This window comes from Streptococcus infantis, assembly GCF_047463615.1.
Lineage (GTDB): Bacteria > Bacillota > Bacilli > Lactobacillales > Streptococcaceae > Streptococcus > Streptococcus infantis_X.
The window spans coordinates 78,233-102,739 of sequence record NZ_JASHDO010000005.1; the positions used below are offsets into that span (position 1 = coordinate 78,233).

General features: G+C 40.6%; 18 protein-coding genes. 16 read left to right on the plus strand and 2 right to left on the minus strand.

Annotated elements, in window-relative coordinates; translation table 11 throughout:
* Positions 1-335 precede the first annotated feature (335 nt).
* Together QM874_RS06245 and scrK are read left to right on the plus strand one after the other, a co-directional pair.
* Complete coding sequence (locus QM874_RS06245) at positions 336-2,219, plus strand: sucrose-specific PTS transporter subunit IIBC (protein ID WP_414316649.1); 1,884 nt, start codon at positions 336-338, stop codon at positions 2,217-2,219.
* 260 nt (positions 2,220-2,479) lie between these two features.
* The gene (scrK, locus tag QM874_RS06250; RefSeq protein ID WP_414316650.1) at positions 2,480-3,367 is read left to right on the plus strand and encodes a fructokinase ScrK; all 888 of its coding nucleotides are present in this window, start codon (positions 2,480-2,482) and stop codon (positions 3,365-3,367) included.
* 39 nt (positions 3,368-3,406) lie between these two features.
* Here the strand turns inward: scrK and QM874_RS06255 are convergent, their stop codons facing one another.
* Entirely contained in the window at positions 3,407-4,597 is a 1,191-nt protein-coding gene (locus tag QM874_RS06255; RefSeq protein WP_414316651.1) for a cation diffusion facilitator family transporter, read from the minus strand.
* Positions 4,598-4,754: 157 nt separating this feature from the next.
* On the opposite strand from QM874_RS06255, the gene QM874_RS06260 reads away from it, so the two are divergent.
* The 12 genes from QM874_RS06260 (at position 4,755) to QM874_RS06315 (ending at position 20,905) form a co-directional block, all read left to right on the plus strand.
* Positions 4,755-6,365: a hypothetical protein gene (locus tag QM874_RS06260; protein ID WP_414316652.1), complete on the plus strand. Its 1,611-nt coding sequence runs from the start codon at positions 4,755-4,757 to the stop codon at positions 6,363-6,365.
* 1 nt (position 6,366) lies between these two features.
* Positions 6,367-7,398, plus strand: coding sequence for an acyltransferase family protein (locus tag QM874_RS06265; RefSeq protein WP_414316653.1), 1,032 nt, complete (start codon positions 6,367-6,369; stop codon positions 7,396-7,398).
* Positions 7,391-8,359 carry a glycosyltransferase family 2 protein gene (locus QM874_RS06270; protein WP_414316654.1) on the plus strand — a complete coding sequence of 323 codons (969 nt, stop codon included), beginning with the start codon at positions 7,391-7,393 and terminating at the stop codon, positions 8,357-8,359. Before QM874_RS06265 ends, QM874_RS06270 begins: the two co-directional genes overlap by 8 nt.
* Positions 8,360-8,549: 190 nt before the next feature.
* Positions 8,550-11,234 carry a cation-translocating P-type ATPase gene (locus QM874_RS06275; protein WP_414316655.1) on the plus strand — a complete coding sequence of 895 codons (2,685 nt, stop codon included), beginning with the start codon at positions 8,550-8,552 and terminating at the stop codon, positions 11,232-11,234.
* A 108-nt stretch (positions 11,235-11,342) separates the two neighbouring features.
* Entirely contained in the window at positions 11,343-11,753 is a 411-nt protein-coding gene (locus QM874_RS06280) for a peptide deformylase (RefSeq protein WP_414316656.1), read from the plus strand.
* Between the two features lie 45 nt (positions 11,754-11,798).
* Positions 11,799-12,521, plus strand: coding sequence for a peroxide stress protein YaaA (gene yaaA, locus QM874_RS06285; protein WP_414316657.1), 723 nt, complete (start codon positions 11,799-11,801; stop codon positions 12,519-12,521).
* 140 nt (positions 12,522-12,661) lie between these two features.
* Positions 12,662-13,948: a homoserine dehydrogenase gene (locus QM874_RS06290; RefSeq protein ID WP_414316658.1), complete on the plus strand. Its 1,287-nt coding sequence runs from the start codon at positions 12,662-12,664 to the stop codon at positions 13,946-13,948.
* Between the two features lies 1 nt (position 13,949).
* Positions 13,950-14,819: a homoserine kinase gene (thrB, locus tag QM874_RS06295; RefSeq protein ID WP_414316659.1), complete on the plus strand. Its 870-nt coding sequence runs from the start codon at positions 13,950-13,952 to the stop codon at positions 14,817-14,819.
* A 123-nt stretch (positions 14,820-14,942) separates the two neighbouring features.
* A complete protein-coding gene (msrB, locus tag QM874_RS06300; protein ID WP_414316660.1) occupies positions 14,943-15,881 on the plus strand; it encodes a peptide-methionine (R)-S-oxide reductase MsrB in 939 nt (312 codons plus the stop codon).
* A gap of 50 nt (positions 15,882-15,931) precedes the next feature.
* Complete coding sequence (locus QM874_RS06305) at positions 15,932-17,656, plus strand: ABC transporter ATP-binding protein (protein ID WP_414316661.1); 1,725 nt, start codon at positions 15,932-15,934, stop codon at positions 17,654-17,656.
* Between the two features lies 1 nt (position 17,657).
* Positions 17,658-19,406: an ABC transporter ATP-binding protein gene (locus QM874_RS06310; protein WP_414316662.1), complete on the plus strand. Its 1,749-nt coding sequence runs from the start codon at positions 17,658-17,660 to the stop codon at positions 19,404-19,406.
* Between the two features lie 239 nt (positions 19,407-19,645).
* On the plus strand, positions 19,646-20,905 hold the full coding sequence (locus tag QM874_RS06315; RefSeq protein WP_414316663.1) for a TRZ/ATZ family protein: 1,260 nt from the start codon (positions 19,646-19,648) through the stop codon (positions 20,903-20,905).
* Between the two features lie 188 nt (positions 20,906-21,093).
* Here QM874_RS06315 and QM874_RS06320 read toward each other — a convergent pair whose 3' ends face one another.
* The gene (locus QM874_RS06320; protein WP_414316664.1) at positions 21,094-22,572 is read right to left on the minus strand and encodes an oligosaccharide flippase family protein; all 1,479 of its coding nucleotides are present in this window, start codon (positions 22,570-22,572) and stop codon (positions 21,094-21,096) included.
* 124 nt (positions 22,573-22,696) lie between these two features.
* On the opposite strand from QM874_RS06320, the gene mecA reads away from it, so the two are divergent.
* Complete coding sequence (gene mecA / locus QM874_RS06325) at positions 22,697-23,431, plus strand: adaptor protein MecA (protein ID WP_414316665.1); 735 nt, start codon at positions 22,697-22,699, stop codon at positions 23,429-23,431.
* A 511-nt stretch (positions 23,432-23,942) separates the two neighbouring features.
* Positions 23,943-24,506: a TIGR01440 family protein gene (locus QM874_RS06330; RefSeq protein ID WP_414316666.1), complete on the plus strand. Its 564-nt coding sequence runs from the start codon at positions 23,943-23,945 to the stop codon at positions 24,504-24,506.
* The last annotated feature ends 1 nt before the right edge of the window (position 24,507 follow it).

The window sequence follows — 24,507 nt, forward strand, 5'->3', positions numbered from 1 at the left end:
ATCTTTATAGTAAACGTTTCCTTATAAAAAAGCAAGTCTTTTATTATAAAATTAAGAAAAAAATGTCAAACGATTGACAGAATACTGAGGTGGAATTTTATGAAAAATAATGAAATTATGAAAGTTTTTGAAAACAAATGAGCAAAAATCTCCCAAAAATAAGTGTTTTACAGCTATTATAAGTTTTAAAATAGCAAAAACAATCAAAAATAAAAATTAGCAAAATTTTTTCTGCAAAACGCTTGACATATTTTTAAAACGTGATAGAATAATATTCGTAGGGCGGATAAAATCGCTTTCAAACAAGAAAAATTTTTATAAGGAGATTTTTGCAAATGACCAATACAGAAATTGCAAAAAAAGTCATCGAAGCCTTGGGCGGACGTGAGAATGTTAACAGTGTAGCTCACTGTGCAACTCGCCTTCGTGTAATGGTGAAAGATGAAGCGAAGATCAACAAAGATGCTATCGAGAGCTTGGAAAAAGTTCAAGGTGCTTTCTTTAACTCAGGTCAATACCAAATCATCTTTGGTACTGGTACAGTTAACAAGATGTACGATGAAGTCGTAGCTCTTGGTTTGCCAACATCATCTAAGGATGAGATGAAGGCAGAAGCTGCTAAACAAGGAAATTGGTTCCAACGTGCCATCCGTACTTTCGGTGACGTCTTCGTACCAATCATCCCAGTTATCGTAGCAACTGGTCTCTTCATGGGTGTTCGTGGTCTCTTGAATGCTCTTGGAATGACACTTCCAGAAGATGTGACAACTTACACTCAAATTTTGACTGACACAGCCTTTATCATCTTGCCAGGTTTGGTTGTTTGGTCAACCTTCCGTGTATTCGGTGGTAACCCAGCCGTTGGTATCGTTCTTGGTATGATGCTCGTATCTGGTTCACTTCCAAATGCCTGGGCTGTTGCTTCTGGCGGTGAAGTAACTGCTATGAATTTCTTCGGATTTATCCCAGTTGTTGGTTTGCAAGGTTCAGTTCTTCCAGCCTTCATCATCGGGGTTGTCGGAGCTAAATTTGAAAAAGCTGTTCGTAAAGTGGTTCCAGATGTACTTGATCTCTTGGTAACACCATTCGTAACACTTCTCGTAATGTCAATTCTTGGTTTGTTTGTTATCGGACCAGTCTTCCACGTTGTTGAAAACTATATCCTTCTTGGAACAAAAGCTATCCTTAACTTGCCATTTGGTCTTGGTGGTTTCTTGATTGGTGGAGTTCACCAAGTTATCGTTGTATCAGGTGTTCACCACATCTTCAACTTGCTTGAAGTTCAATTGCTTGCTGCTGACCATGTTAACCCATTCAACGCTATCATCACAGCTGCCATGACTGCTCAAGGTGCTGCAACAGTAGCTGTTGGTGTGAAAACTAAAAATCCTAAACTTAAAACACTTGCTTTCCCAGCTGCTCTTTCTGCCTTCCTAGGTATTACTGAGCCTGCTATCTTCGGGGTTAACTTGCGTTTCCGTAAACCATTCTTCCTTTCATTGATCGCTGGTGCAATCGGTGGTGGATTGGCATCTATCCTTGGTCTTGCTGGTACAGGTAATGGTATCACTATCATCCCAGGTACAATGCTTTACATTGGTAACGGACAACTCCCACAATACCTTCTTATGGTAGCTGTATCGTTTGCTCTTGGTTTCGCTCTTACTTACATGTTTGGTTATGAAGATGAAGCAGAAGTAGCTTCAGAAACTACAACTGAACGTTTGGCTGACGAAGCGGTAACTGGTACTGTTGTTGCTCCTAGCGAAGGTGTCATCCAAACTCCAATCGTTGGTGACGTTGTAGCTCTTGCTGATGTGAACGACCCAGTCTTCTCAAGTGGAGCTATGGGACAAGGTATCGCTGTAAAACCTAGTCAAGATGTTGTTTATGCACCAGCTGATGCTGAAGTGACAATCGTCTTCCCAACAGGACATGCTTATGGTTTGAAAACTGCAAACGGGGCTGAAATCTTGATCCACGTGGGTATCGACACTGTTTCAATGAACGGTGAAGGATTTGACCAAAAAGTTGCTCAAGGTGACAAGGTTAAAGCTGGAGATGTTCTTGGAACATTTGATTCAGCTAAGATTGCTGCTGCAGGCCTTGATAATACAACAATGGTTATCGTGACAAACACTGCAGACTTTGCTTCAGTAAATCCAGTTGCTTCTGGATCAGTTGCTAAGGGAGATGCAATCATCGAAGTTAAAGCTTAATACTCTTCGAAAATCAAATTCAAACTGCGTCATACTCGCTTTGCCGTACTTAAGTACTGCCTGTAGCTCGATTCCTAGTTTGTTCTTTGATTTTCATTGAGTACACTACTTTCGATTTAATAGATTAAAGAAACGAACAAATGTCATGTTTGTTCGTTTTTGCTTGAATGGTAAAATTTACAGAGGAAAATCTAAAATATAGAGCAACTTTCCTTCTGGAAATATGCTATAATAGAAAAAACAATTACAAGAGGTTTATCATGACAAAACTATACGGAAGCTTGGAAGCGGGCGGTACAAAATTTGTCTGTGCTGTCGGTGATGAAAACTTTAACGTTGTAGAAAAAGTACAATTTCCAACAACAACTCCTATCGAGACAATCGATAAAACCATCGAGTTCTTTTCAAAATTTGATAATCTTGTAGGACTTGCGATTGGTTCATTTGGTCCAATCGATATCGATAAAAACTCAAAAACTTACGGGTTTATCACAACAACTCCAAAACCTAACTGGGCAAATGTAGACTTGCTCGGTGCTCTTCGTCGCGCTCTAAACGTGCCTATGTATTTCACAACAGACGTAAACAGTTCTGCTTACGGCGAAATGGTTGCCCGTAACAATGCTGGTGGCCGTATCGAAAACTTGGTTTACTACACAATCGGTACAGGTATCGGTGCAGGTGTTATCCAACGTGGCGAGTTTATTGGCGGTGTTGGTCACCCTGAGATGGGTCATTATTATGTGGCTAGACACCCAATGGATATTGAAAAAGAATTTAAAGGTGTTTGTCCTTTCCATAATGGATGTTTGGAAGGTTATGCAGCTGGTCCAAGTTTGGAAGCTCGTACAGGTGTTCGTGGGGAAAACATTGAACTCAACAACTCTGTCTGGGATGTTCAAGCCTACTACATTGCTCAAGCTGCAGTGAATGCGACTGTAACTTTCCGTCCAGATGTCATCGTCTTTGGTGGTGGGGTTATGGCTCAACAACATATGCTTGACCGTGTACGTGAGAAATTCACATCCTTGCTCAACGGATACCTACCAGTTCCAGATGTACGTGACTATATCGTGACTCCAGCTGTTGCTGGCAATGGTTCAGCTACACTAGGAAACTTCGTTCTTGCTAAGAGCGTTGCAAAGTAAACATGAAAAATGAGGTCGGGAATTATCCCGGCCTCATTTTTAGTCTTTTTCTATTTTTGTTTCCTGATGGAAAATATTTTGCCAAGTTTCGTGGCGGCGCCAGATGCTGGTATGAATGGTATCACCGACTTGGTAGCGGATGAGTTTTGTTTTCTGGCTGATAGAGGTTAAATGAAGCTCTTTAATGGCAGAGGTCAATTCTTTTTCAGCCTTGTAGGCTCCCTTGTCTAGTTCTTGTCCGTCTTGGCGGATATAAATAAAATCTTCTGCAAGTAACTCTTCCAGTTGATTTCCTTGGTCAATCAGTTGCTCTCTCATGAGCAATTTTTTATAGACATTATCTAGGATTTCATCCTCAGGGATTGGGGCTGGTTCGATATGAATGTCAGTATCAAAGACACCAAATCGTTCTGATAGCATAGATTCAACCTGGTCCGCAATTTCGTGGCTCTCGAAAACAGAGAGGTCTGGGTTCATCTCAAGTGTAATGTCTAGATAAATATTGCTTCCGTAGGTACGACCACGTTGTGATTTAACCTTGCTAATTTTAGGAATTTCCATGATAGCTTTTTGGTAATCTTCCAGCAAGTGCTCATCAAAGCCGTCTGAAAGACTGAAGGATGATTCGATAAAGATATCATAGGCAGTCTTGAGGATAAAGAAGGTAATGATAATCGCGACCAACTTATCCACGATTGGATAGTTAAAGCTACTAGCCAGGATAGCAATAGAAGTTCCAAGAGAAGTCACAGCATCTGACAAATTGTCCTTGGCTGCTGTCTTGAGAGCTTTGGACTTAGCTTGCTTGCTCAGATGGGTATTGTAGAGATAAACGGCGAACATGATGATGGCAGAGATGACTCCCAGAGTCGCCCCAAGTGGGTCAATGATCGTTTGCTCTCGGCTGAGTATCTTTTGAATGGTGTCCCGTAGAACATCAAAACCAACGTAAAACATGATGATGGAAGTGATGAGACTTGCCAAATCCTCTATTTTCCAGTGACCGAAGCGATGATCTCTATCTGCTGGTTGGCGAGCCAAACGAATCCCGATGAGAAGGGCTACATTTCCAACGATATCTGAAACGTTGTTAAAACCATCTGCCACCAAACTGGATGAATGGAGCAAGTGTCCGGTTGCTAGCTTAGCTGCAGACAAGAATAGATAGGTCAAAATGCTGATAATGGCACCACGCTCAGCCAATTTTAAGTTTGAAACCGATTGATTCATCTAACTCCCCTTCTAGCATTTTAGTATTCTTTCATTATACTGGTTTTCCAAGGAAATTTCAAATGGAGGGGATGGGGAGTTTTGCATTGATTCAACAGATTTTTTGATTGAAATATGATAGAATATAAAGTAATCATATTTTTAGAGAGAGTTTTCCATGACCCATAAACAAATCACAGATAGAATGATTCGAATTGGTCTGATCGTGATACCATTTTTTATTTTTTATGGATATAGATTGATGAAAGGCTTTGAATATCCAGTCGTAGATGATATCATGGTCAATCAAACCATACTATCTGGTGATAATATGTTGCTTCCCTACATTGGGATTATGTTGTCATCTGCTTTAGTATTCCTCCAGCAATTGTTTACAACTTGGAATGTTTATTTTATTTTCCTAGCCCTCAGTTTTTGCTTGAGCTTTAGTGTATACTTGGATTCTTTTTTCAGGAAGAAACTTTTTTTTGTTATTCCCCTACTTGTTATACTTCAAATGATTTTGATGAAGTATTTCTCGTTTTCAGTAATCGCTTATTTATTGTCTACAGCAGGGATACTTTTATTATTCGATAGAAAATACATCGTAGGAGCTCTGTTGTCTCTGATTGGATTGTCGATTAGACCGCAAATCATTGCCAGTTTATTGCTACTTTTACTGCCGTTTCTAGTTTTTGAAGTAATCAAAGAGAAAAAGAAAAAAGAGTTCTTCGTATTATCTGCTCTTATTTTACTTATCTTTGCTTCTAATAAAGTTTACACATTAACGAAACCAGATGTTCAAGAATACCTAACTTGGAATACTTTGAGTACCAATTTGAGAGATTTCCCTGCAATTGATTATGAGAAGCATGCCAAGGAATTTCAGGAATTGGGGGTCAGTGAAAACGACTTATCTGCTTCAACCTACTGGTTGTTTGCTGAAAAAGAAGCTTTGAACAATGAGTTGTTAACAAAAATTCAATCCGTACGTTCTTTCTCTGAAAAGTACTCCTTTAATGTATTTCAGATGGTGAAAGATTATTTCCAAAACATTATTTTGACAACCTTTCTTCTTGTAATGGTTGGCTGGTTTTTGTTCTTCAAGCCTAAGAAAGTCTATGGCTGGTTACTCCCGCTTGTTCCATTTGCACTCATCGGTGCACTATTTGTTAGGCAGAGAGTAGTAGAACGTGTCTATATCCCAATTATCATTAGCTTTTTAATCTTTTTCATCTACTATGCGCCCTTATTTTATACCAAGAGAAAACTGTTAGAAAAAAGAGGAGTTTTTTATAGTTTACAACTTGTAGGAATGCTGGCAAGTATGGTCTGGGTGAATAGTATAGGGCAAGAACTTTATTGGTTCCCAATCATCCAATCGTCAATGGTATCAGAGTACCATGATGTAGTGGAAAAACATTCTGATAAATTGCTTGTTTTTGGTGGCTATGGCACACTTGTCAATTCCCAACCGAGCTTAGCTACGATTAGAACGAAGCCTAATCAGTTGATAGGAAACACTACGACCTTAGGTAATTGGCAGACTTTTTCTCCTCATTACTATCAATTAATGGAAAACTACAATGTGGAGGACCCTAGTAACCTTCTTTCATCAGCTTTAGATAAGGAGAACATCCTATTCTTTTGGTCACGTTCCTCAGGAAATATGGATAGAGTAAAAAAAATTATGAAAGAACATTACCAGAAAGATGTTTATTTTGAAGAAGTTGAGGAAGTCACTTCTGATATGAATCTTTATCGACTAAGAACAGGAGAAGATAGATAGGATGAAAAAGCGAATAGGCTACCTAGATATGGCTAAGGGTCTAGCAATCATACTTGTTATTATAGGGCACAGTAGTTTTGTACCTCTTCGTGCCAAAATACTTCTTTATGTTTTTCATATCCCCTTATTTTTCTTCTTGTCAGGTTTTACTTTAAATGTCACTAAATACAAAACATTTAAGGAATATTTTCTTAGCAAGGTAAAAAGTTTGGTCGTTCCCTTTTTTTGCCTGAATATTTTTGTTTTTCTCTTTCAACTTTTTGTCATGTATCCTGAACAAGTGTTTAGTTTTAATCTTATTCATTTTACTAAACAGTTATTGTTGTCAGACCGCTTGCATGTTTATTTTCAGTTATGGTTTTTGAATGTCATGTTTTTGGCACATGTTTTTAGTTACTTTATTCTCAGAAAAAAATGGACCACTATCCAATGGCTTTTGATTAGTGTATCACTCTTATTGTTAGTCGTTTTGGGACAAAAAATCTATGCTTGGAATTTTTATCTTATCTGGAATATTGACCTGGTCCCTGTAGCCATTATCTTTACACTCTTAGGTGTCGGAGTGAGAAAATATTTAGCGCAGATGGAAAAGTTTTTTGCAATTTATTATTTGCCACTTGCCTTATTGCTAACTATATTTGTTGGTAGGTTGAACTATCATTGGAGTGGGAAACAGATTGTTGATCTTTACTATCAACAGATTGGAAACCATCTCTTGTTTTACATTGCTGCAATTTCAGGTATATGGTCCACCCTCATATTCTTTAAGTCAATTCCTGAAATGACTCTCTTGAAATCAATCGGTCAAAGAACCTTGATTTACTATGGTGTCCATGCCCCGATTGTTTTAGTATTGGTAGAAAAATTAGTTTTACAATTATCTACTAGATACACTGGTATTTTTGTGAATGGCTACGTTACAACAAGTGTTGTGACAATATTGACTTTGGTAGGGTGTGAATTGATTGTCAGAGTATTTAGAGGGACAAACTTTCCCTTTGGGATTAAAAGGTTAGGAGTCAAAAATGAGTAGAAATAATCCGATTTTATTTATCGTGATTCCATGTTATAACGAAGAGCAAGTGTTGCCTCATACCAATCCGATGTTTGTTGGAAAAATTGAGGAGCTTGTGAAAAACCAAGAAGTCCATCCATTAAGTAAGGTCATGTATGTCAATGATGGCAGTAAGGATAAAACCTGGGAACTTATCCAAGAATATGCCACATCGAATCCATATGTAGTAGGTATTTCGCAGAGTCGAAATCGCGGTCATCAAAGTAGTGTTCTTGCTGGGATGTATGAAGCTGCAGAATTTGCGGATATCGTGATTACCATTGACGCAGATGGTCAAGATGATATCAACTGCATGGATCAAATGGTTGCTGAATATAAGTCAGGTTCAGAGATTGTCTATGGCGTTCGAGACAACCGAGAGACAGATTCGGCTTTTAAACGTATTACAGCAGAGGGATTCTATAAGGTGATGCATTTATTTGGAGCAGATGTCGTTTTTAATCATGCTGACTATCGTTTAGTCTCCAAACGTTTTATTCATGAACTTGCTAAATTTAAAGAAGTAAACTTATTTCTTCGAGGCATTATGCCTCTTGTAGGATTTAAGTATTCCTACGTGACTTATAAACGTCATGAACGAATTGCTGGAGAAAGTCACTATCCACTTTCTAAAATGCTTGGTCTAGCAATGGACGGTATTACTAGCCTATCTATTAAACCTATTCGCTTGATTACTAGCTTGGGAGTTATGACTTCACTTTTTAGTTTTTTGTTGATCATCTGGGTTTTGTGGAGCAAATTTGCTGGTAATGTAGTAGCTGGATGGGCTAGTACCTACGCCATTGTAAGCTTACTTGGCGGGGTTCAACTCATTAGTCTTGGTGTAATTGGGGAATATATCGGAAAAATCTATCTAGAAACGAAACAACGTCCAAGATATATTATCAGCGACCGTACCTATGATGAGAGTGATGAGTAACCCCACCTCAACCCTTGAAAACTTTTGAAATTCTGATATAATAGAACTACTCAAGGGAGTAGCTGGCGGGAAACCGCGATAGTGTCGTCATTACGAATTATTTCCGGCACTATATTAAACAGCGAGACTTGTTTTTTTAAAAAACAGGTCTCTTTTTTTGTAAAAAGAGGCCAAAAAGGAGGAGACTGTTTTGTCAAAAGAACAAAATAAAGATTTGTTTTACACGCAATCTTCTGAGGAAGTCCTAAAGAATCTGGACTCATCTGTCGAAGGTTTGTCAACTGCTCAAGCTCAAGAACGCTTAGCGACTTATGGTCGAAATGAGTTAGAAGAGGGCGAAAAACGTAGCCTACTAGCTAAATTCCTTGATCAATTTAAGGATCTGATGATTATCATCTTGCTAGCGGCAGCCGCACTTTCTGTAATTACAGAAGGGATGGACGGTCTAACGGATGCCATTATCATCTTGGCTGTTGTAGTCTTGAATGCTGCCTTTGGGGTTTACCAAGAAGGGCAAGCAGAAGCAGCCATTGAAGCTCTGAAAAATATGTCTAGCCCGATGGCTCGTGTTCGTCGTGATGGCCATGTTATTGAGATTGACTCAAAAGAATTGGTACCTGGGGACATCGTCTTGCTTGAAGCGGGAGATGTCGTGCCTGCAGATATGCGTTTGTTTGAAGCAGCTTCTCTTAAAATCGAAGAAGCAGCTCTTACAGGGGAGTCTGTACCAGTTGAAAAAGATGTGACAGGACTTGTTGAAGCAGGTGCTGGTATCGGGGATCGTGTTAACATGGGTTACCAAAACTCAAACGTAACTTACGGTCGTGGTATTGGGGTCGTGACCAACACTGGTATGTATACAGAAGTTGGTAAGATTGCAGATATGTTGGCAAATGCCGATGAGACTGAAACACCATTGAAGCAAAGCTTGGAACAATTATCTAAAGCCTTGACTTACTTAATCGTTGTGATTGCGGTCATTACTTTCTTAGTTGGTGTCTTCGTTCGTGGAGAGCATCCATTAGAAGGCTTGATGGTTGCGGTAGCCCTTGCGGTTGCGGCGATTCCAGAAGGACTTCCTGCCATTGTAACTATCGTTCTATCTTTGGGAACTACAACTCTGGCTAAACGTAATTCAATCGTTCGTAAATTGCCAGCCGTTGAAACACTTGGTTCAACAGAAATCATCGCATCTGATAAAACAGGTACCTTGACCATGAACCAAATGACGGTTGAAAAAGTCTATACAAACGGTCAATTGCAAAGCTCTGCATCTGAAATTACTGCGAACAACAATACGCTTCGCATCATGAACTTTGCCAATGACACTAAAGTAGACCCATCTGGCAAATTGATTGGAGATCCAACTGAGACAGCCCTTGTACAGTTTGGTTTGGACCACAATTTTGATGTTCGCGAAATTCTGAAGGATGAACCACGTGTGGCAGAATTGCCATTTGACTCAGACCGTAAGCTTATGTCAACTATCCATAAGGAAGCGGACGGTTCATACTTTATCGCTGTCAAGGGTGCCCCTGACCAATTGCTCAAGCGCGTGACTCGTATTGAAGTCAATGGGGAAGTTCGCCTAATCACAGAAGAAGATAAAAATGCTATCCTTGCAATCAACAAAGACTTGGCTAAACAAGCTCTCCGTGTCTTGATGATGGCTTACAAGACAAGTAACGAAATTCCAACCTTGGAATCTGAAACTGTTGAATCTGACCTCATCTTCTCTGGTTTGGTCGGCATGATCGACCCTGAGCGTCCAGAAGCTGCAGAAGCTGTTCGTGTCGCTAAGGAAGCGGGTATCCGTCCAATCATGATCACGGGTGACCACCAAGATACAGCGGAAGCTATTGCCAAACGTCTTGGAATCATTGATCCAAATGATACAGAAGACCATGTCTTCACGGGTGCTGAGTTGAATGAACTCACGGATGAAGAATTCCAAAAAGTCTTCAAGCAATACTCTGTTTATGCGCGTGTATCGCCTGAGCACAAGGTTCGTATCGTTAAAGCTTGGCAAAATGAAGGTAAGGTTGTTGCCATGACGGGTGATGGGGTCAACGATGCGCCTTCACTTAAGACAGCTGACATCGGTATCGGTATGGGGATTACTGGTACAGAAGTTTCTAAGGGAGCTTCTGATATGGTCCTTGCTGATGACAACTTCGCAACCATTATCGTAGCTGTAGAAGAAGGACGTAAGGTCTTCTCAAATATCCAAAAATCCATCCAGTACCTCTTGTCTGCCAATATGGCTGAAGTTTTCACCATCTTCTTTGCAACATTGTTAGGTTGGGATGTGCTTCAACCGGTGCATTTGCTATGGATTAACCTGGTAACAGATACGCTACCAGCCATCGCCCTTGGTGTGGAACCAGCTGAGCCAGGCGTCATGACTCACAAACCTCGTGGGCGTAAGTCTAACTTCTTTGATGGTGGTGTCTTCGGAGCAATCATTTATCAAGGGATCTTCCAAACGATGCTAGTTTTAGGTGTTTATGGTTGGGCTCTTCTCTTCCCAGAGCACCAAAGTCATACTGAAATCCATGCGGATGCCCTTACCATGGCTTTTGCAACTCTCGGTTTGATCCAATTGCTCCATGCCTTTAACGTTAAGTCGGTTTACCAATCAATCTTTAAAGTGGGACTCTTTACCAACAAGACCTTTAACTGGTCTATCCCAGTTGCCTTCGTCCTCTTTGTGGTGACAATTTTGGTTCCTGGATTTAATAATCTCTTCCACGTGTCACATTTGAGTTTGACTCAATGGATGGTGGTCGCTGTAGGAGCGCTTATGATTGTAGTCCTTGTTGAAATTGTCAAAGCAGTTCAACGAGCGCTTGGAAAAGATAAAAACGCTATTTAAGCACTATGAAAAGTCATCTTCGGATGGCTTTTTGTTTATATATAAAGATAAACTGAAATAATTTTGTGCTATAATCAAGTAGAATGATATCGTATGGAGGAAAGAGTCTTGGAAAAGAAAATTGTAAAAGATATCTTGTTTTTGTCGCAGGTATCCCAGCCTGCAAGCCAGGAAGATTTACCCCTAGCAAAGGATTTACAAGATACTCTGCAGGTTAATCGAGAGGCCTGTGTTGGACTAGCAGCCAATATGATTGGGGTGCAAAAGCGAGTCATTATCTTTAACTTTGGCATGATTCCCATGGTTATGTTTAATCCCGTTCTCAAGTCTTTTGAAGGGCCTTACGAGACCGAGGAAGGTTGCTTGTCTTTGACAGGAGTAAGACCGACAATCAGGTACGAAAAAATTACAGTAAGTTACAGAGATGTTCATTGGCAAGAGAAGACCATTACCCTGACAGGTTTTCCGGCTCAGATTTGTCAGCATGAACTGGATCATTTGGAAGGTCGTATTATTTAGGCTCAAATCCTTGGTGCTCCTAGAAAAATATGCTACACTAACACTATGAAAATTTTAATCCCAACTGCAAAAGAAATGAACACTGAAATCCCTAGTTTAGAGGCAAAACCCTTGTGTCCTGAAAGTCAGGCTGTACTAGACGAACTAACTATATATTCTGCTCAAGAACTGGAAAATTTTTATAAAATTTCTGCTGAAAAAGCACAAGAAGAGTATGAACGCATCCAAGCTTTAAAAAATGGAACTGCAAACTCTTATCCTGCCTTGCACCTCTTTGATGGACTTATGTATCGCAACATCAAACGAGAAAACCTAACCATGGCGGAACAAGCCTATCTGGAGAAACATCTCATGATAACGTCAGCTCTTTACGGTGTGATTCCAGCCTTTGCACCGATTGCACCTCACAGACTGGACTTTTTGATGAAGCTTAAAATCGCTGGGAAAAGCCTGAAAAGTCACTGGCAGTCAGCTTATGAAGAGTCGGTGAAGGGTGAAGAACTAATCTTTTCACTCTTGTCTTCGGAATTTGAAACTGTCTTCCCTAAAGAGGTTCGCGAGCAAATGGTGACTTTCAAGTTTATGGAAGACAGAGATGGAAAACTTAAAGTCCACTCAACCATTTCAAAGAAAGCTAGGGGTGCTTTCTTAACAGCCTTGATGGAAAATCAGGTGACTTCGGTAGAAGAAATCAAAAAGCTCAGCTTTGCAGGTTTCCACTATCGAGAAGACCTGTCTACTGGCAAGGAATTGGCTTTTGTGGAATAGATTGAAAATAGAGTCTGTCCTAGGTTGTATCAGGGCAGGCTTTTTTATGATTTGACCCTCCTATTTTTAGTTCAGAATGGTAGGAATTTTCTCACAATTTTGGTATAATAGGACTATTAGAAAATTTCGAGGAGACAAATATGTCAGTTAAGATTGCTTTACTTGGATTTGGTACAGTAGCCAGTGGTGTACCATTCTTACTAAAGGAAAATGGAGAAAAAATTGTTCAAGCAGCACATTCAGAAATTGAAGTAGCCAAGGTTTTGGTCAAAGACGATGAAGAGAAAGCACGCTTGCTTGAGGCAGGAAATGATTTTAATTTTGTAACAAATATCGATGAAATCTTGTCAGACAAAGACATCACTATCGTTGTTGAGTTGATGGGACGTATCGAGCCTGCTAAAACATTTATCACTCGTGCATTAGAAGCAGGGAAACATGTCGTGACAGCCAACAAGGACCTTTTGGCTGTTCATGGTGCAGAATTGCTTGAGATTGCTAAAGCTCATAATGTTGCTCTTTACTATGAAGCAGCTGTTGCGGGAGGAATTCCAATCCTTCGTACCTTGGTTAACTCACTAGCATCAGACAAAATCACTCGTGTTCTTGGTGTCGTCAATGGAACATCTAACTTCATGATGACCAAAATGGTAGAAGAAGGTTGGTCTTATGCAGATGCCCTCGCTGAGGCCCAACGACTTGGCTTTGCTGAAAGTGATCCTACAAATGACGTTGATGGGATTGATGCAGCCTACAAGATGGTCATCCTTAGCCAGTTTGCATTTGGGATGAATGTCAAATTTGAAGATGTGGCCCATCAAGGAATCCGCAATATCACTCCAGAGGATGTGGCAGTTGCCCAAGATCTTGGGTATGTGGTTAAGTTGGTAGGTTCTATCGAAGAAACAGCTTCTGGAATCGCTGCTGAGGTTACTCCAACCTTCCTTCCTAAAGCTCATCCACTCGCAAGTGTTAACGGTGTTATGAATGCGGTCTTTGTGGAATCTATCGGTATCGGCGAGTCTATGTACTATGGACCAGGTGCAGGTCAAAAACCAACTGCAACAAGCGTTGTAGCTGATATTGCCCGTATCGTTCGTCGTTTGAATGACGGCACCATTGGCAAAGCCTTTAACGAATACCATCGTGACCTTGTTTTGGCTCAGCCAGAAGATGTCAAAGCCAACTACTATTTCTCAATCTTGGCTCCAGATTCAAAAGGTCAGATCTTGAAATTGGCTGAACTCTTTAATGCGGAAGATATCTCCTTCAAGCAAATCCTTCAAGATGGTAAGCAAGAAGGCAAAGCTCGTATTGTCATCATTACCCATAAAATCAACAAGGCACAGCTTGAAAATATTACAGCAGCTTTGAAGGGTGTAGCCGAGTTTGAACTTCTCAACACCTTCAAGGTTTTAGGAGACTAAGATGAAGATTATTGTACCTGCTACAAGTGCCAATGTGGGTCCTGGTTTTGACTCGGTTGGCGTAGCTGTAACTAAGTATCTAGAAATTCAGGTTTGTGAGGAACGTGAAGAATGGATGATTGAGCATCAACTAGGCAAATGGATTCCACGTGACGAACGTAATCTCTTGCTGAAGATTGCTCTACAAATTGTTCCAGACTTACAACCAAGACGTCTGAAGATGGTCAGCGATATTCCTCTTGCACGTGGGCTAGGTTCATCGAGCTCTGTCATCGTTGCTGGGATTGAACTGGCAAATCAATTAGGAAATCTTAAATTAAGCGATCACGACAAATTGCAATTGGCGACTAAGATTGAAGGCCATCCTGATAATGTTGCACCTGCTATCTATGGTAATCTGGTCATTGCAAGCTCAGTCGAAGGTCAGGTTTCAGCTGTTGTGGCGCCTTTCCCAGAGTGTGCTTTCCTAGCTTATATTCCAAACTATGAATTGCGAACTCGCGATAGTCGTGGTGTCTTGCCTAAGAAATTATCATACAAGGAAGCTGTTGCAGCAAGTTCTATCGCTAACGTAGCAATCGCAGCTTTGTTGACCGGTGACATGGTCAAAGCGGGTCAAGCTATTGAGAGTGATCTTTTCCACGAGCGTTACCGCCAAGATTTGGTGCGAGAATTTGCGACAATTAAAAAAGTTGCCAAGAGAAACGGTGCTTATGCGACCTACCTTTCTGGTGCTGGGCCTACGGTCATGGTTCTTGCTGAGCCTGATAAGATGCCTAAGATTAAGGCAGAGCTTGAAAAACAACCGTTCAAAGGCAAGCTTCATGATTTGCAAGTAGACACACAAGGCGTGCGCGTCGAAGCAAAATAAAGATAGCGATAGGATGGGGAAACTCTCTATTAGAGGGCTTCCTATCCTTTTTTTGAAAATGAAAGATGGGATATGAAATGTTTCCCACTTTTGCTGACCGATAGATGGTCAAGGAGGTATGAGATGGCAGAAATATATTTAGCAGGTGGTTGCTTTTGGGGCTTAGAGGAATACTTTTCCCGTATTTCTGGAGTGCAGCAAACCAGTGTTGGTTACGCTAATGGTCAAGTTGAAACCACCAATTATCAATTAATCAAAGAAACAGATCATGCAGAGACTGTTCAAGTTATCTATGATGAAAAGACAGTGTCGCTCCGTGAGATTTTGCTCTATTATTTCCGAGTCATTGATCCTTTATCTGTCAACCAACAAGGAAATGACCGTGGTCGTCAATACCGCACAGGAATTTATTACCTAGATGAAGAGGATTTGCCAACTATCTATGCTCTTGTCCAAGAGCAGGAGCGCATGCTCGGTCGCAAGATAGCGGTAGAAGTGGAGAAGCTTCGCCACTATATCTTGGCTGAGGACTATCACCAAGACTACCTCAAGAAAAATCCTGGTGGTTATTGCCATATCGATGTGAGAGATGCAGAGAAACCACTGATAGACGCAGCTAACTACGAAAAACCTAGTCAGGAAGTATTACGAGAACAACTGTCTGAAGAGTCCTATCGAGTCACGCAAGAGGCAGCGACGGAAGCTCCCTTTAGCAATGCCTACGACCAAACCTTTGAGGAAGGAATTTATGTCGATATTACGACAGGAGAGCCCCTCTTCTTTGCCAAGGATAAGTTTGCCTCAGGCTGCGGTTGGCCAAGTTTTAGCCGTCCTATTTCCAAGGAACTCATCCATTACTACCAAGACTTAAGTCATGGTATGGAGCGTATCGAAGTTCGTTCACGTTCAGGAAATGCTCATTTGGGACATGTCTTTACAGACGGACCTCAGGAACTAGGTGGCTTACGTTATTGCATCAATTCTGCCTCTCTACGATTCATTGCTAAGGATGAAATGGAAGAGGCTGGTTATGGCTACCTACTTCCATATTTGAATAAGTAAAAAAGATGGTGGTTTTTCCACCTTCTTCATTTTGAAAATAGAAGGGACATATGAAACAATTACTTTCTTACTTTAAACCCTACCTCAAGGAGTCTTTCCTAGCACCCTTGTTTAAGCTGCTAGAAGCTGTTTTTGAACTCTTAGTTCCCATGGTGATAGCAGGTGTTGTTGACCAATCTATCCCTCAAAAAGATCAAGCTCACCTCTGGATGCAAATGGGACTCCTCTTTGTGTTTGCAGTTATTGGCGTCCTAGTTGCCCTAGTTGCCCAGTTTTACTCAGCCAAGGCAGCAGTCGGATTCACCAAGGAGTTGACCAATGACCTCTATCGTCATATTCTCTCCTTGCCCAAGGATAGTAGAGACCGTTTGACGACTTCGAGTTTAGTGACGCGTTTGACTTCAGATACCTATCAGATTCAAACGGGAATCAATCAATTCTTGCGCTTATTTTTAAGGGCGCCTATTATTGTTTTTGGTGCCATTTTTATGGCTTATCGTCTTTCACCTGTATTGACCTTCTGGTTCTTGGTCATGGTTGCCATTTTGACCTTTGTCATTGTCGTGTTATCACGCTTGGTCAATCCTCTTTATAGCATTTTGAGAAAGAAAACAGATCAGCTGGTTCAGGAAACACGCCAACAGATACAAGGTATGCGCGTGATTCGTGCTTTTGGTCAAGAAAAACGAGAAATCGAGAATTTCCAAGTATTAAACCAAGTTTATACGGCAATCCAAATGAAAACAGGCTACTGGTCTAGTCTCTTGACCCCCTTGACCTATTTGATTGTCAACGGAACTTTGCTGGTGATTATCTGGAATGGTTATCTTTCTATCCAGGGCGGATGGCTCAGTCAGGGTGCCTTGATTGCCTTAATCAACTATCTCCTGCAAATCTTGGTAGAGTTGATAAAACTAGCCATGCTGATCAATTCACTCAACCAGTCTTATATATCTGCCAAGCGGATTGAGGAAGTCTTCGCAGAAAAACCTGAAGATATTCATTCTGAGATTCATGTAGGAAAAGTATCTGGACATCGAGTTTTACAAGTCAGTCACTTGAGCTTTACCTACCCAGATGCTGCCCAACCTTCTCTGAGAGATATTTCTTTTGGAATGAAAGAAGGGCAAATACTTGGAATCATTGGGGGAACTGGTTCTGGTAAGTCAACCTTGGTACAAGTTTTACTTGGGCTCTATCCGGCAGATAAGGGAAGCATTTCCCTTTATCGAGATGGACGTAGTCCTCGCAATCTTTCTGAATGGCGTTCTTGGATGGCCTATGTCCCTCAAAAAGTTGAACTCTTTAAGGGAACCATCCGTTCTAACTTGACCTTGGGTATGGAAGAGCCTGTTTCGGACCGAGAACTCTGGCAGGCCTTGGAAATTGCTCAGGCCAAGGACTTTGTCAGCGATAAGGAAGGTCAGCTAGACGCAGAGGTCCAAGCGGGTGGCCGTAATTTCTCAGGTGGGCAAAAACAACGTTTATCTATTGCCAGAGCAGTCTTGCGTCGAGCACCATTCCTCATCTTGGATGATGCGACTTCGGCTCTTGATACCATTACTGAGTCCAATCTTCTCAAAGCGATCCAAGAAAACTTGCCAAACACCAGCTTGATCTTGATTTCCCAACGAACTTCAACCTTGAAGATTGCTGATCAAATTCTTCTCTTGGAGAAAGGTCAACAATTAGCGCTTGGAAATCATGAGGAATTGATGAAGACTAGTCAAGTCTATCGTGAAATCAATGCATCCCAACATGGAAAGGAGGACTAGAATGAAAGGCAAACATGCAAGTCAAACCCTCAAACAATTGGCAAAAGATTTAGCAAGTCATCCCGTCCTTCTTTTCCTAGCTTTCTTGGGAACCATCACTCAAGTAGCCTTATCAATCTATCTGCCAATCTTGATTGGACAAGTAATTGACCAAGTCCTGGTGACGGGCTCTTCTAAGATATTTTGGCAGATTTTCCTCCAGATGATTTTGGTGGTCATAGGAAATACGCTGGTACAATGGGCCAATCCTCTCCTCTATAATCGACTGATTTTCTCCTATACCAGGGATTTGCGCGAAAAAGTCATTGAAAAGCTCCATCGTCTTCCGATTGCCCTTGTAGATAGACAAGGTAGTGGGGAAATGGTCAGCCGTGTAACGACAGATATAGAGCAGTTGGCAGCGGGTTTGAACATGATTTTCAACCAATTTTTCATCGGAGTATTGATGATCTTGGTCAGCATCCTTGCTATGCTTCAAATTCATCTTTTGATGACTCTCTTGGTTCTGCTCTTAACACCTCTGTCTATGGTCATTTCACGCTTTATCGCTAAGAGATCCTACCATCTCTTTCAAAAACAGACTGAGACTAGGGGTATTCAAACCCAGTTGATTGAAGAATCGCTCACCCAGCAGAACATTATCCAGTCGTTTAATGCCCAGGAAGAGTTTATCGAGAGACTTCATGAGGCAAATGATAACTACGCAGGTTATTCTCAGTCAGCTATCTTTTATTCTTCGACAGTCAATCCTTCTACCCGTTTTGTCAATGCTCTCATTTATGCCCTACTAGCTGGTGTTGGAGCCTTGCGCATCATGGCGGGTTCCACTTTAACAGTTGGACGTTTGGTAACCTTTTTGAACTATGTGCAGCAGTACACTAAGCCTTTTAACGATATTTCATCTGTCTTAGCCGAGTTGCAAAGCGCCTTAGCTTGTGCAGAACGTGTTTATGCTGTTCTAGAAAGTCCAGAGGTTACAGAAACTGGTCTGGAAGAATTGAACAACGACCAAGTCAAGGGAGCTATTTCCTTTAAACATGTTTCTTTTGGTTACAATCCTGAAAAAATACTAATTAAGGATCTGTCTATTGATATTCCAGCTGGTTGTAAGGTTGCCATCGTTGGACCAACGGGTGCTGGTAAGTCTACCCTCATCAATCTCCTCATGCGTTTTTATCCCATTAACTCAGGAGATATTTTGCTAGACTCTCATTCCATTTATGACTATACTAGAGCATCGCTTCGACAGCAGTTTGGGATGGTACTTCAAGAAGCTTGGCTCAAGCAGGGAACCATTCATGATAATATTGTCTTTGGAAATCCTCATGCTAGCCGAGAGCAGGTTATTGCTGCAGCCAAGGCAGCAAATGCGGACTTCTTTATCCAGCAGTTGCCACAGGGTTATGATACCAAGCTTGAAAATGCAGGTGAATCCTTATCTGTTGGTCAGGCTCAGCTCTTAACCATAGCCCGTGTCTTTCTAGCCATTCCTAAGATTCTTATCTTAGATGAAGCGACATCCTCCATCGATACTCGGACCGAGGTCTTGGTTCAGGATGCCTTTGCCAAACTTATGAAGGGGCGGACAAGCTTCATCATTGCCCACCGTTTATCGACCATTCAGGATGCTGATTTGATTCTTGTCTTGGTCGATGGAGATATTGTCGAATATGGCAATCATGAGGAACTCATGACGAGAAAAGGCAAATACTATCAAATGCAAGAAGCAGCTGCATTTAGTCCAGAATAGACTTTTAATTGTTTATAAAGCAAATAAGCAAATACAGAATAAAAGTTGCCTTCGGGTGACTTTTTTGTTACAATAGCTAGAAAAATTATCTAGTATGAAAGCTAATACTCAATGAAAACCAAAGAGCAAACTAGGAAGCTAGCCGCAGGTTGCTCAAAGCACGGCTTTGAGGTTGCAGATAAAGCTGACGTGGTTTGAAGAGATTTTCGAAGAGTATAATTTAGAAAAGGAGCCTATTGATGAAAGTCTTTCAGCATGTAAATATCGTGACTTGTGACCAAGATTTCCACGTTTATCTGGATGGGATTTTAGCTGTCAAAGAATCTAAAGTCGTCTATGTCGGTCAGGAAAATCAAGAGATTCTCGAGCAAGCAGATCAAATCATAGACTATCAAGGTGCCTGGATTATGCCTGGCTTGGTTAACTGCCATACCCACTCTGCCATGACAGGTTTGAGAGGGATTCGTGACGATAGCAATCTCCACGAATGGCTAGAGGACTATATCTGGCCAGCAGAAGCAGAATTCACACCAGAGATGACTACAAAGGCCGTCAAAGAGGCGCTAACAGAGATGCTCCAGTCAGGAACGACAACATTCAACGATATGTACAATCCCAATGGAGTGGAGATAGAGAAGATTTATGAGGTGCTCAAGGCATCCAAGATGCGATGCTATTTTTCTCCAACCCTCTTTTCTTCAGATGTGGAGACGACAGACGAGACTATAGCAAGAACTCGTGCTGTCATCGAGACAATCAAAAGTTACCAGAATCCTAATTTCAAAGTCATGGTGGCTCCTCATTCGCCCTACAGTTGTAGTCGAGATTTGCTGGAGGCAAGTCTTGACCTAGCAAAAGAAGAAAATATTCCCCTTCATATCCACGTGGCAGAAACCCAGGAAGAGTCAGGAATTATCCTGAAACGCTATGGCAAACGCCCACTAGCCTTTCTAGATGAACTTGGCTATTTAGATCATAAAGCTGTCTTTGCCCATGGTGTGGAGTTAAATGAAGCGGAAATTACCCGCTTGGCAGATTCACAAGTTGCAATCGCCCACAATCCTATCAGCAATCTCAAACTAGCTTCGGGAATTTCACCAGTCGTCCAACTTCAAAAGGCAGGAGTGCCAGTCGGTATTGCGACTGACTCAGTTGCTTCTAACAATAATCTCGATATGTTTGAGGAAGGGCGGACTGCAGCACTTTTACAGAAAATGAAGAGTGGTGATGCCAGCCAATTTCCAATCGAAACTGCCCTCAAGGCCCTGACGATCGAGGGTGCTAAGGTGTTGGGAATGGAAGATGAGATTGGTAGTTTGGAAATCGGCAAGCAAGCTGATTTTCTAGTCATCCAACCCCAAGGAAAAATTCATCTCCAACCTCAAGAAAACATGCTGTCTCACTTAGTTTATGCTGTCAAATCCAGTGATGTCGACGATGTTTACATTGCAGGAGAGCAGATTGTAAGAGCAGGGCAAGTATTAACAGTAGCCTTGTAAAGTGATTTTCTTCAAAAACATTTTCAAGCTAGGTTAGTCTAGCCTTGACCTAGTTTAGTCTAACATGTTCATTGAGTGAGTATGTATTGTCCGTAATGCTGCTGGATGCATAGAAAAAGAAGACTTTGCGAGTCTTCTTTTTGTTGTATTATATTTAATTTGAACACTTTTGAGAAGGATAAAGACCTCTATCTTCTTTTAATCTTAGAACGAACTAAGTCAAGCGCATAATGAAGTGTTTTATCTTTGATAATAAAGAGGGTAATGGCGTAATAGATGCCACAAGCTGCGATTGTAGAAAGAACCATGCTAATCATCTTCATCGTAACTTCATAGCTATGAACTTGGAAGAGGGTTTTAAAAATATAATAAATTGGGATGAAACCGAGTGACACGATTGTGTAGCGAGCCAAGGTTGTAAAAATCTCTCTCAAATCTAATAGTTTATGCTTCTGAATAAAGCGAATTTCTAGCAGAACTACGATTGATTCAGCTATAATGGTTGTTCCAATGTAGTATTCAGGACTAAAGATATTATTGAAAAGGAGTAGTGAGTTTAGGACTACATTGACACCGCCACCGATAAAGTAAAAGGCAGTCAAACGATTTTCATGGTCATTAATAAAGATAATCTGTTTTCCAAGGATTAATTCGATAGCCCAGATAATGGTACGAAAGGCAAAGATACTCGTTACGATTCCTGCTTCTAGATATTTCTCAGAAGAGTAGATAACTGTAGCATAGGTACCCAAAACCATGATGCCAATGCTGGTTGGGATCATGAGGAAGTAAAAGAGGGATGCGCCCTGATTGACCAAATTTTTATAAGAAGTAAAATCTTTTTTTCCTAGATAATAACCAAGTCGTGGGATGCTGACGTTGATAGCTCCACTGAGGACACTAGCAATCAGCATAACAATACTGGAGGCGATGGTATAGTAAGAGATGAAATTCTCATCAGGTCCTTTAGTGATGAACATACGGTCAAGCAAGGTATAGAGCATATTGGCATTTGCTAGAAGGAGCATGGTTAAGAGTGGTTTAGATGACTTGAGAAGTTCGATGAACTCAATCTTAACAAAGGAAACCTCTCGTTTAATCCAGAGGAAGCTGAGCAGATAGTTGATGATAGTTGTCGCACTCATGATTGTAGCATAAGGGACGATATCATCAGGTGTCTTGACGAAGGCAAAGATAGCCACCAACATTCCAATTCGGATAACTAGTGTTTTATAAAGGATAAAAGAATAGTTCTCGTAGGCTTCATTCATCCATTCGATATTCAGAAATTGGAAGAGGGCCTGAATTCCAAGGATATAGTAAAGGATTTTCAGATTGACAATACTAGTATCAAAATGAATAAAGAGGAAGTAAATTGCAGTTGTCAGAATTGAAGTAATGACTGAGATATAGAACAACTTAGAAAAGACATAATTGATCTTATTCTTATCATCCTTTACCTTACTGATAGCTCGAATCCCATAATTGTAAATCCCAAAGGCAGCTAGTGGAATGACAAAGCTCGCCCAGGTGTTAGCTGTGTTAAAGTAACCATAATTGGATTTACTAAGAATCCGCGTTAGATAGGGATTAGTAATCAAAGGAAAAACGATATTTAAGATATTGACCAGCAAGCTAGCCAAAGCATTAACTTTTATATTTTTCATGAAATTTTCTTTCTTACATTCTAAAATAGATACTAGTATTATATCACATTCCAACGCCATTCTTTTGATAAAATCTGTGAAATCTTGTATAATAGATAGAACTGAAAGTATGAGGTTACGAACTATGAAAATGAAACAAATCAGTGATACGACATTAAAGATCACCATGTCTTTAGAGGATTTGATGGATCGAGGGATGGAAATCGCAGACTTTCTCGTTCCGCAAGAGAAAACAGAAGAATTTTTCTACGCAATTTTGGATGAACTAGAAATGCCAGACAGTTTCTTGGACACAGGAATGCTTAGCTTCCGAGTAACACCGAAACCTGATAAGGTTGATGTCTTTGTGACGAAATCTAAGATTGACCAGAACTTGGACTTTGAAGATTTGGCAGATCTTCCTGATATGGATGAGTTAGCTAAAATGTCTCCAGATGAGTTTTTGAAAACCTTGGAGAAAACCATGGCAGAAAAAACTAAAGATGATATTGAAGCCATTCAATCTCTAGAGCAGGTTGAAAAGGAAGAGGAAGCAGCGCTTGATAAAGCCCTCGAAGAAGAAGGGAAAAGAGAACCTTATATCTACTACATCCTACGCTTTGACGACTTAACTAGTTTGGTTTCTTTTGCGAAAACAGTTGATTACCAAATGGAGACTTCAGAACTTTACAAAATGAACGACCAATACTATCTCACAGTCTTGGTTGATGTAGAAGATCATCCAAGTCTTTATCCAGCTTGGTTATTGGCTCGCATGCGTGAATTTGCTGATGATAGTGATATCAGCCGTTCGGTACTACAAGAATACGGCCAAGTGCTCATCAATCACGATGCCGTCCAAGGACTCCAAAAGGTTTAATAGAGAAAAAGACAGGGAAGGAGATCTTCTCTGTTTTTGTTGTAAATTTAAGATTTTTGAAAAATTGGATTCAGTTTGTATTTAAAAATCTGTCATAGTATAATTTGAGAGTGAAATTAAAGGTTATGCATCATTTTATGAAAGTTTTCTGAATGATTAAAGGTTAATACAAGGTAGAAAAAAAGTCCAAAAAATAGGGCAAAGTAGTAGCTTTAATAGAAGAAATGGGGTAGAATGGTAGAAGTTGCTTTTCGGTAGTTTAGAATCGAATCAACTGACAAATCTTTTAGATATACATGTTGTTAAATCAACTATTTTACTAAACTATTATATTTTTTTTGTTTTCAAGATGGCGTTTTATGTTGTCTTGGGAAGTGAAAAAGATTAGAATCAGTTTTTGAAAAAAGCCCTCATATAGTTTTTGAATCCTAGCAAATGGACCCCCATCTTTTCCAACCTTGCTAAAATTGATGAAAAACGATATGATAGAATGAAAAAAGCGAGGTGAAAAATGGACCAAAGACGGATTCAAACAGAAACACAGCAGATACTTGAAGATGTTTTAGACAAGGCTTCTATACAGGAAGGTGCACTATTTGTCTTAGGTTTGTCTTCGAGTGAAGTGCTGGGAGGACACATTGGCAAAGATTCGAGTCAGGAGATTGGTGAGCTAATCGTCAAGACAATGTTGGAGCTGTTGACGGCTAAGGGGATTCACCTAGCTGTTCAAGGTTGTGAACATGTCAATCGCGCTCTAGTTGTTGAACGAGAAGTGGCTATAAAATATCAGTTGGAGATTGTAAGTGTACTCCCAACCTTGCATGCAGGAGGTTCTGGTCAATTGGCCGCCTTTCGCTATATGAAGGATCCCGTGGAGGTTGAATTTATCAGGGCAGATGCTGGTTTGGACATTGGAGATACTGCTATTGGGATGCATATCAAACATGTTCAGGTACCCATTCGACCAGTCCTAAGAGAGATTGGTCAGGCTCATGTAACGGCACTTGCTAGTCGACCAAAACTCATTGGAGGGGCGCGTGCTCAATATCCAATAGATCACATTAGAAAGATTTAAA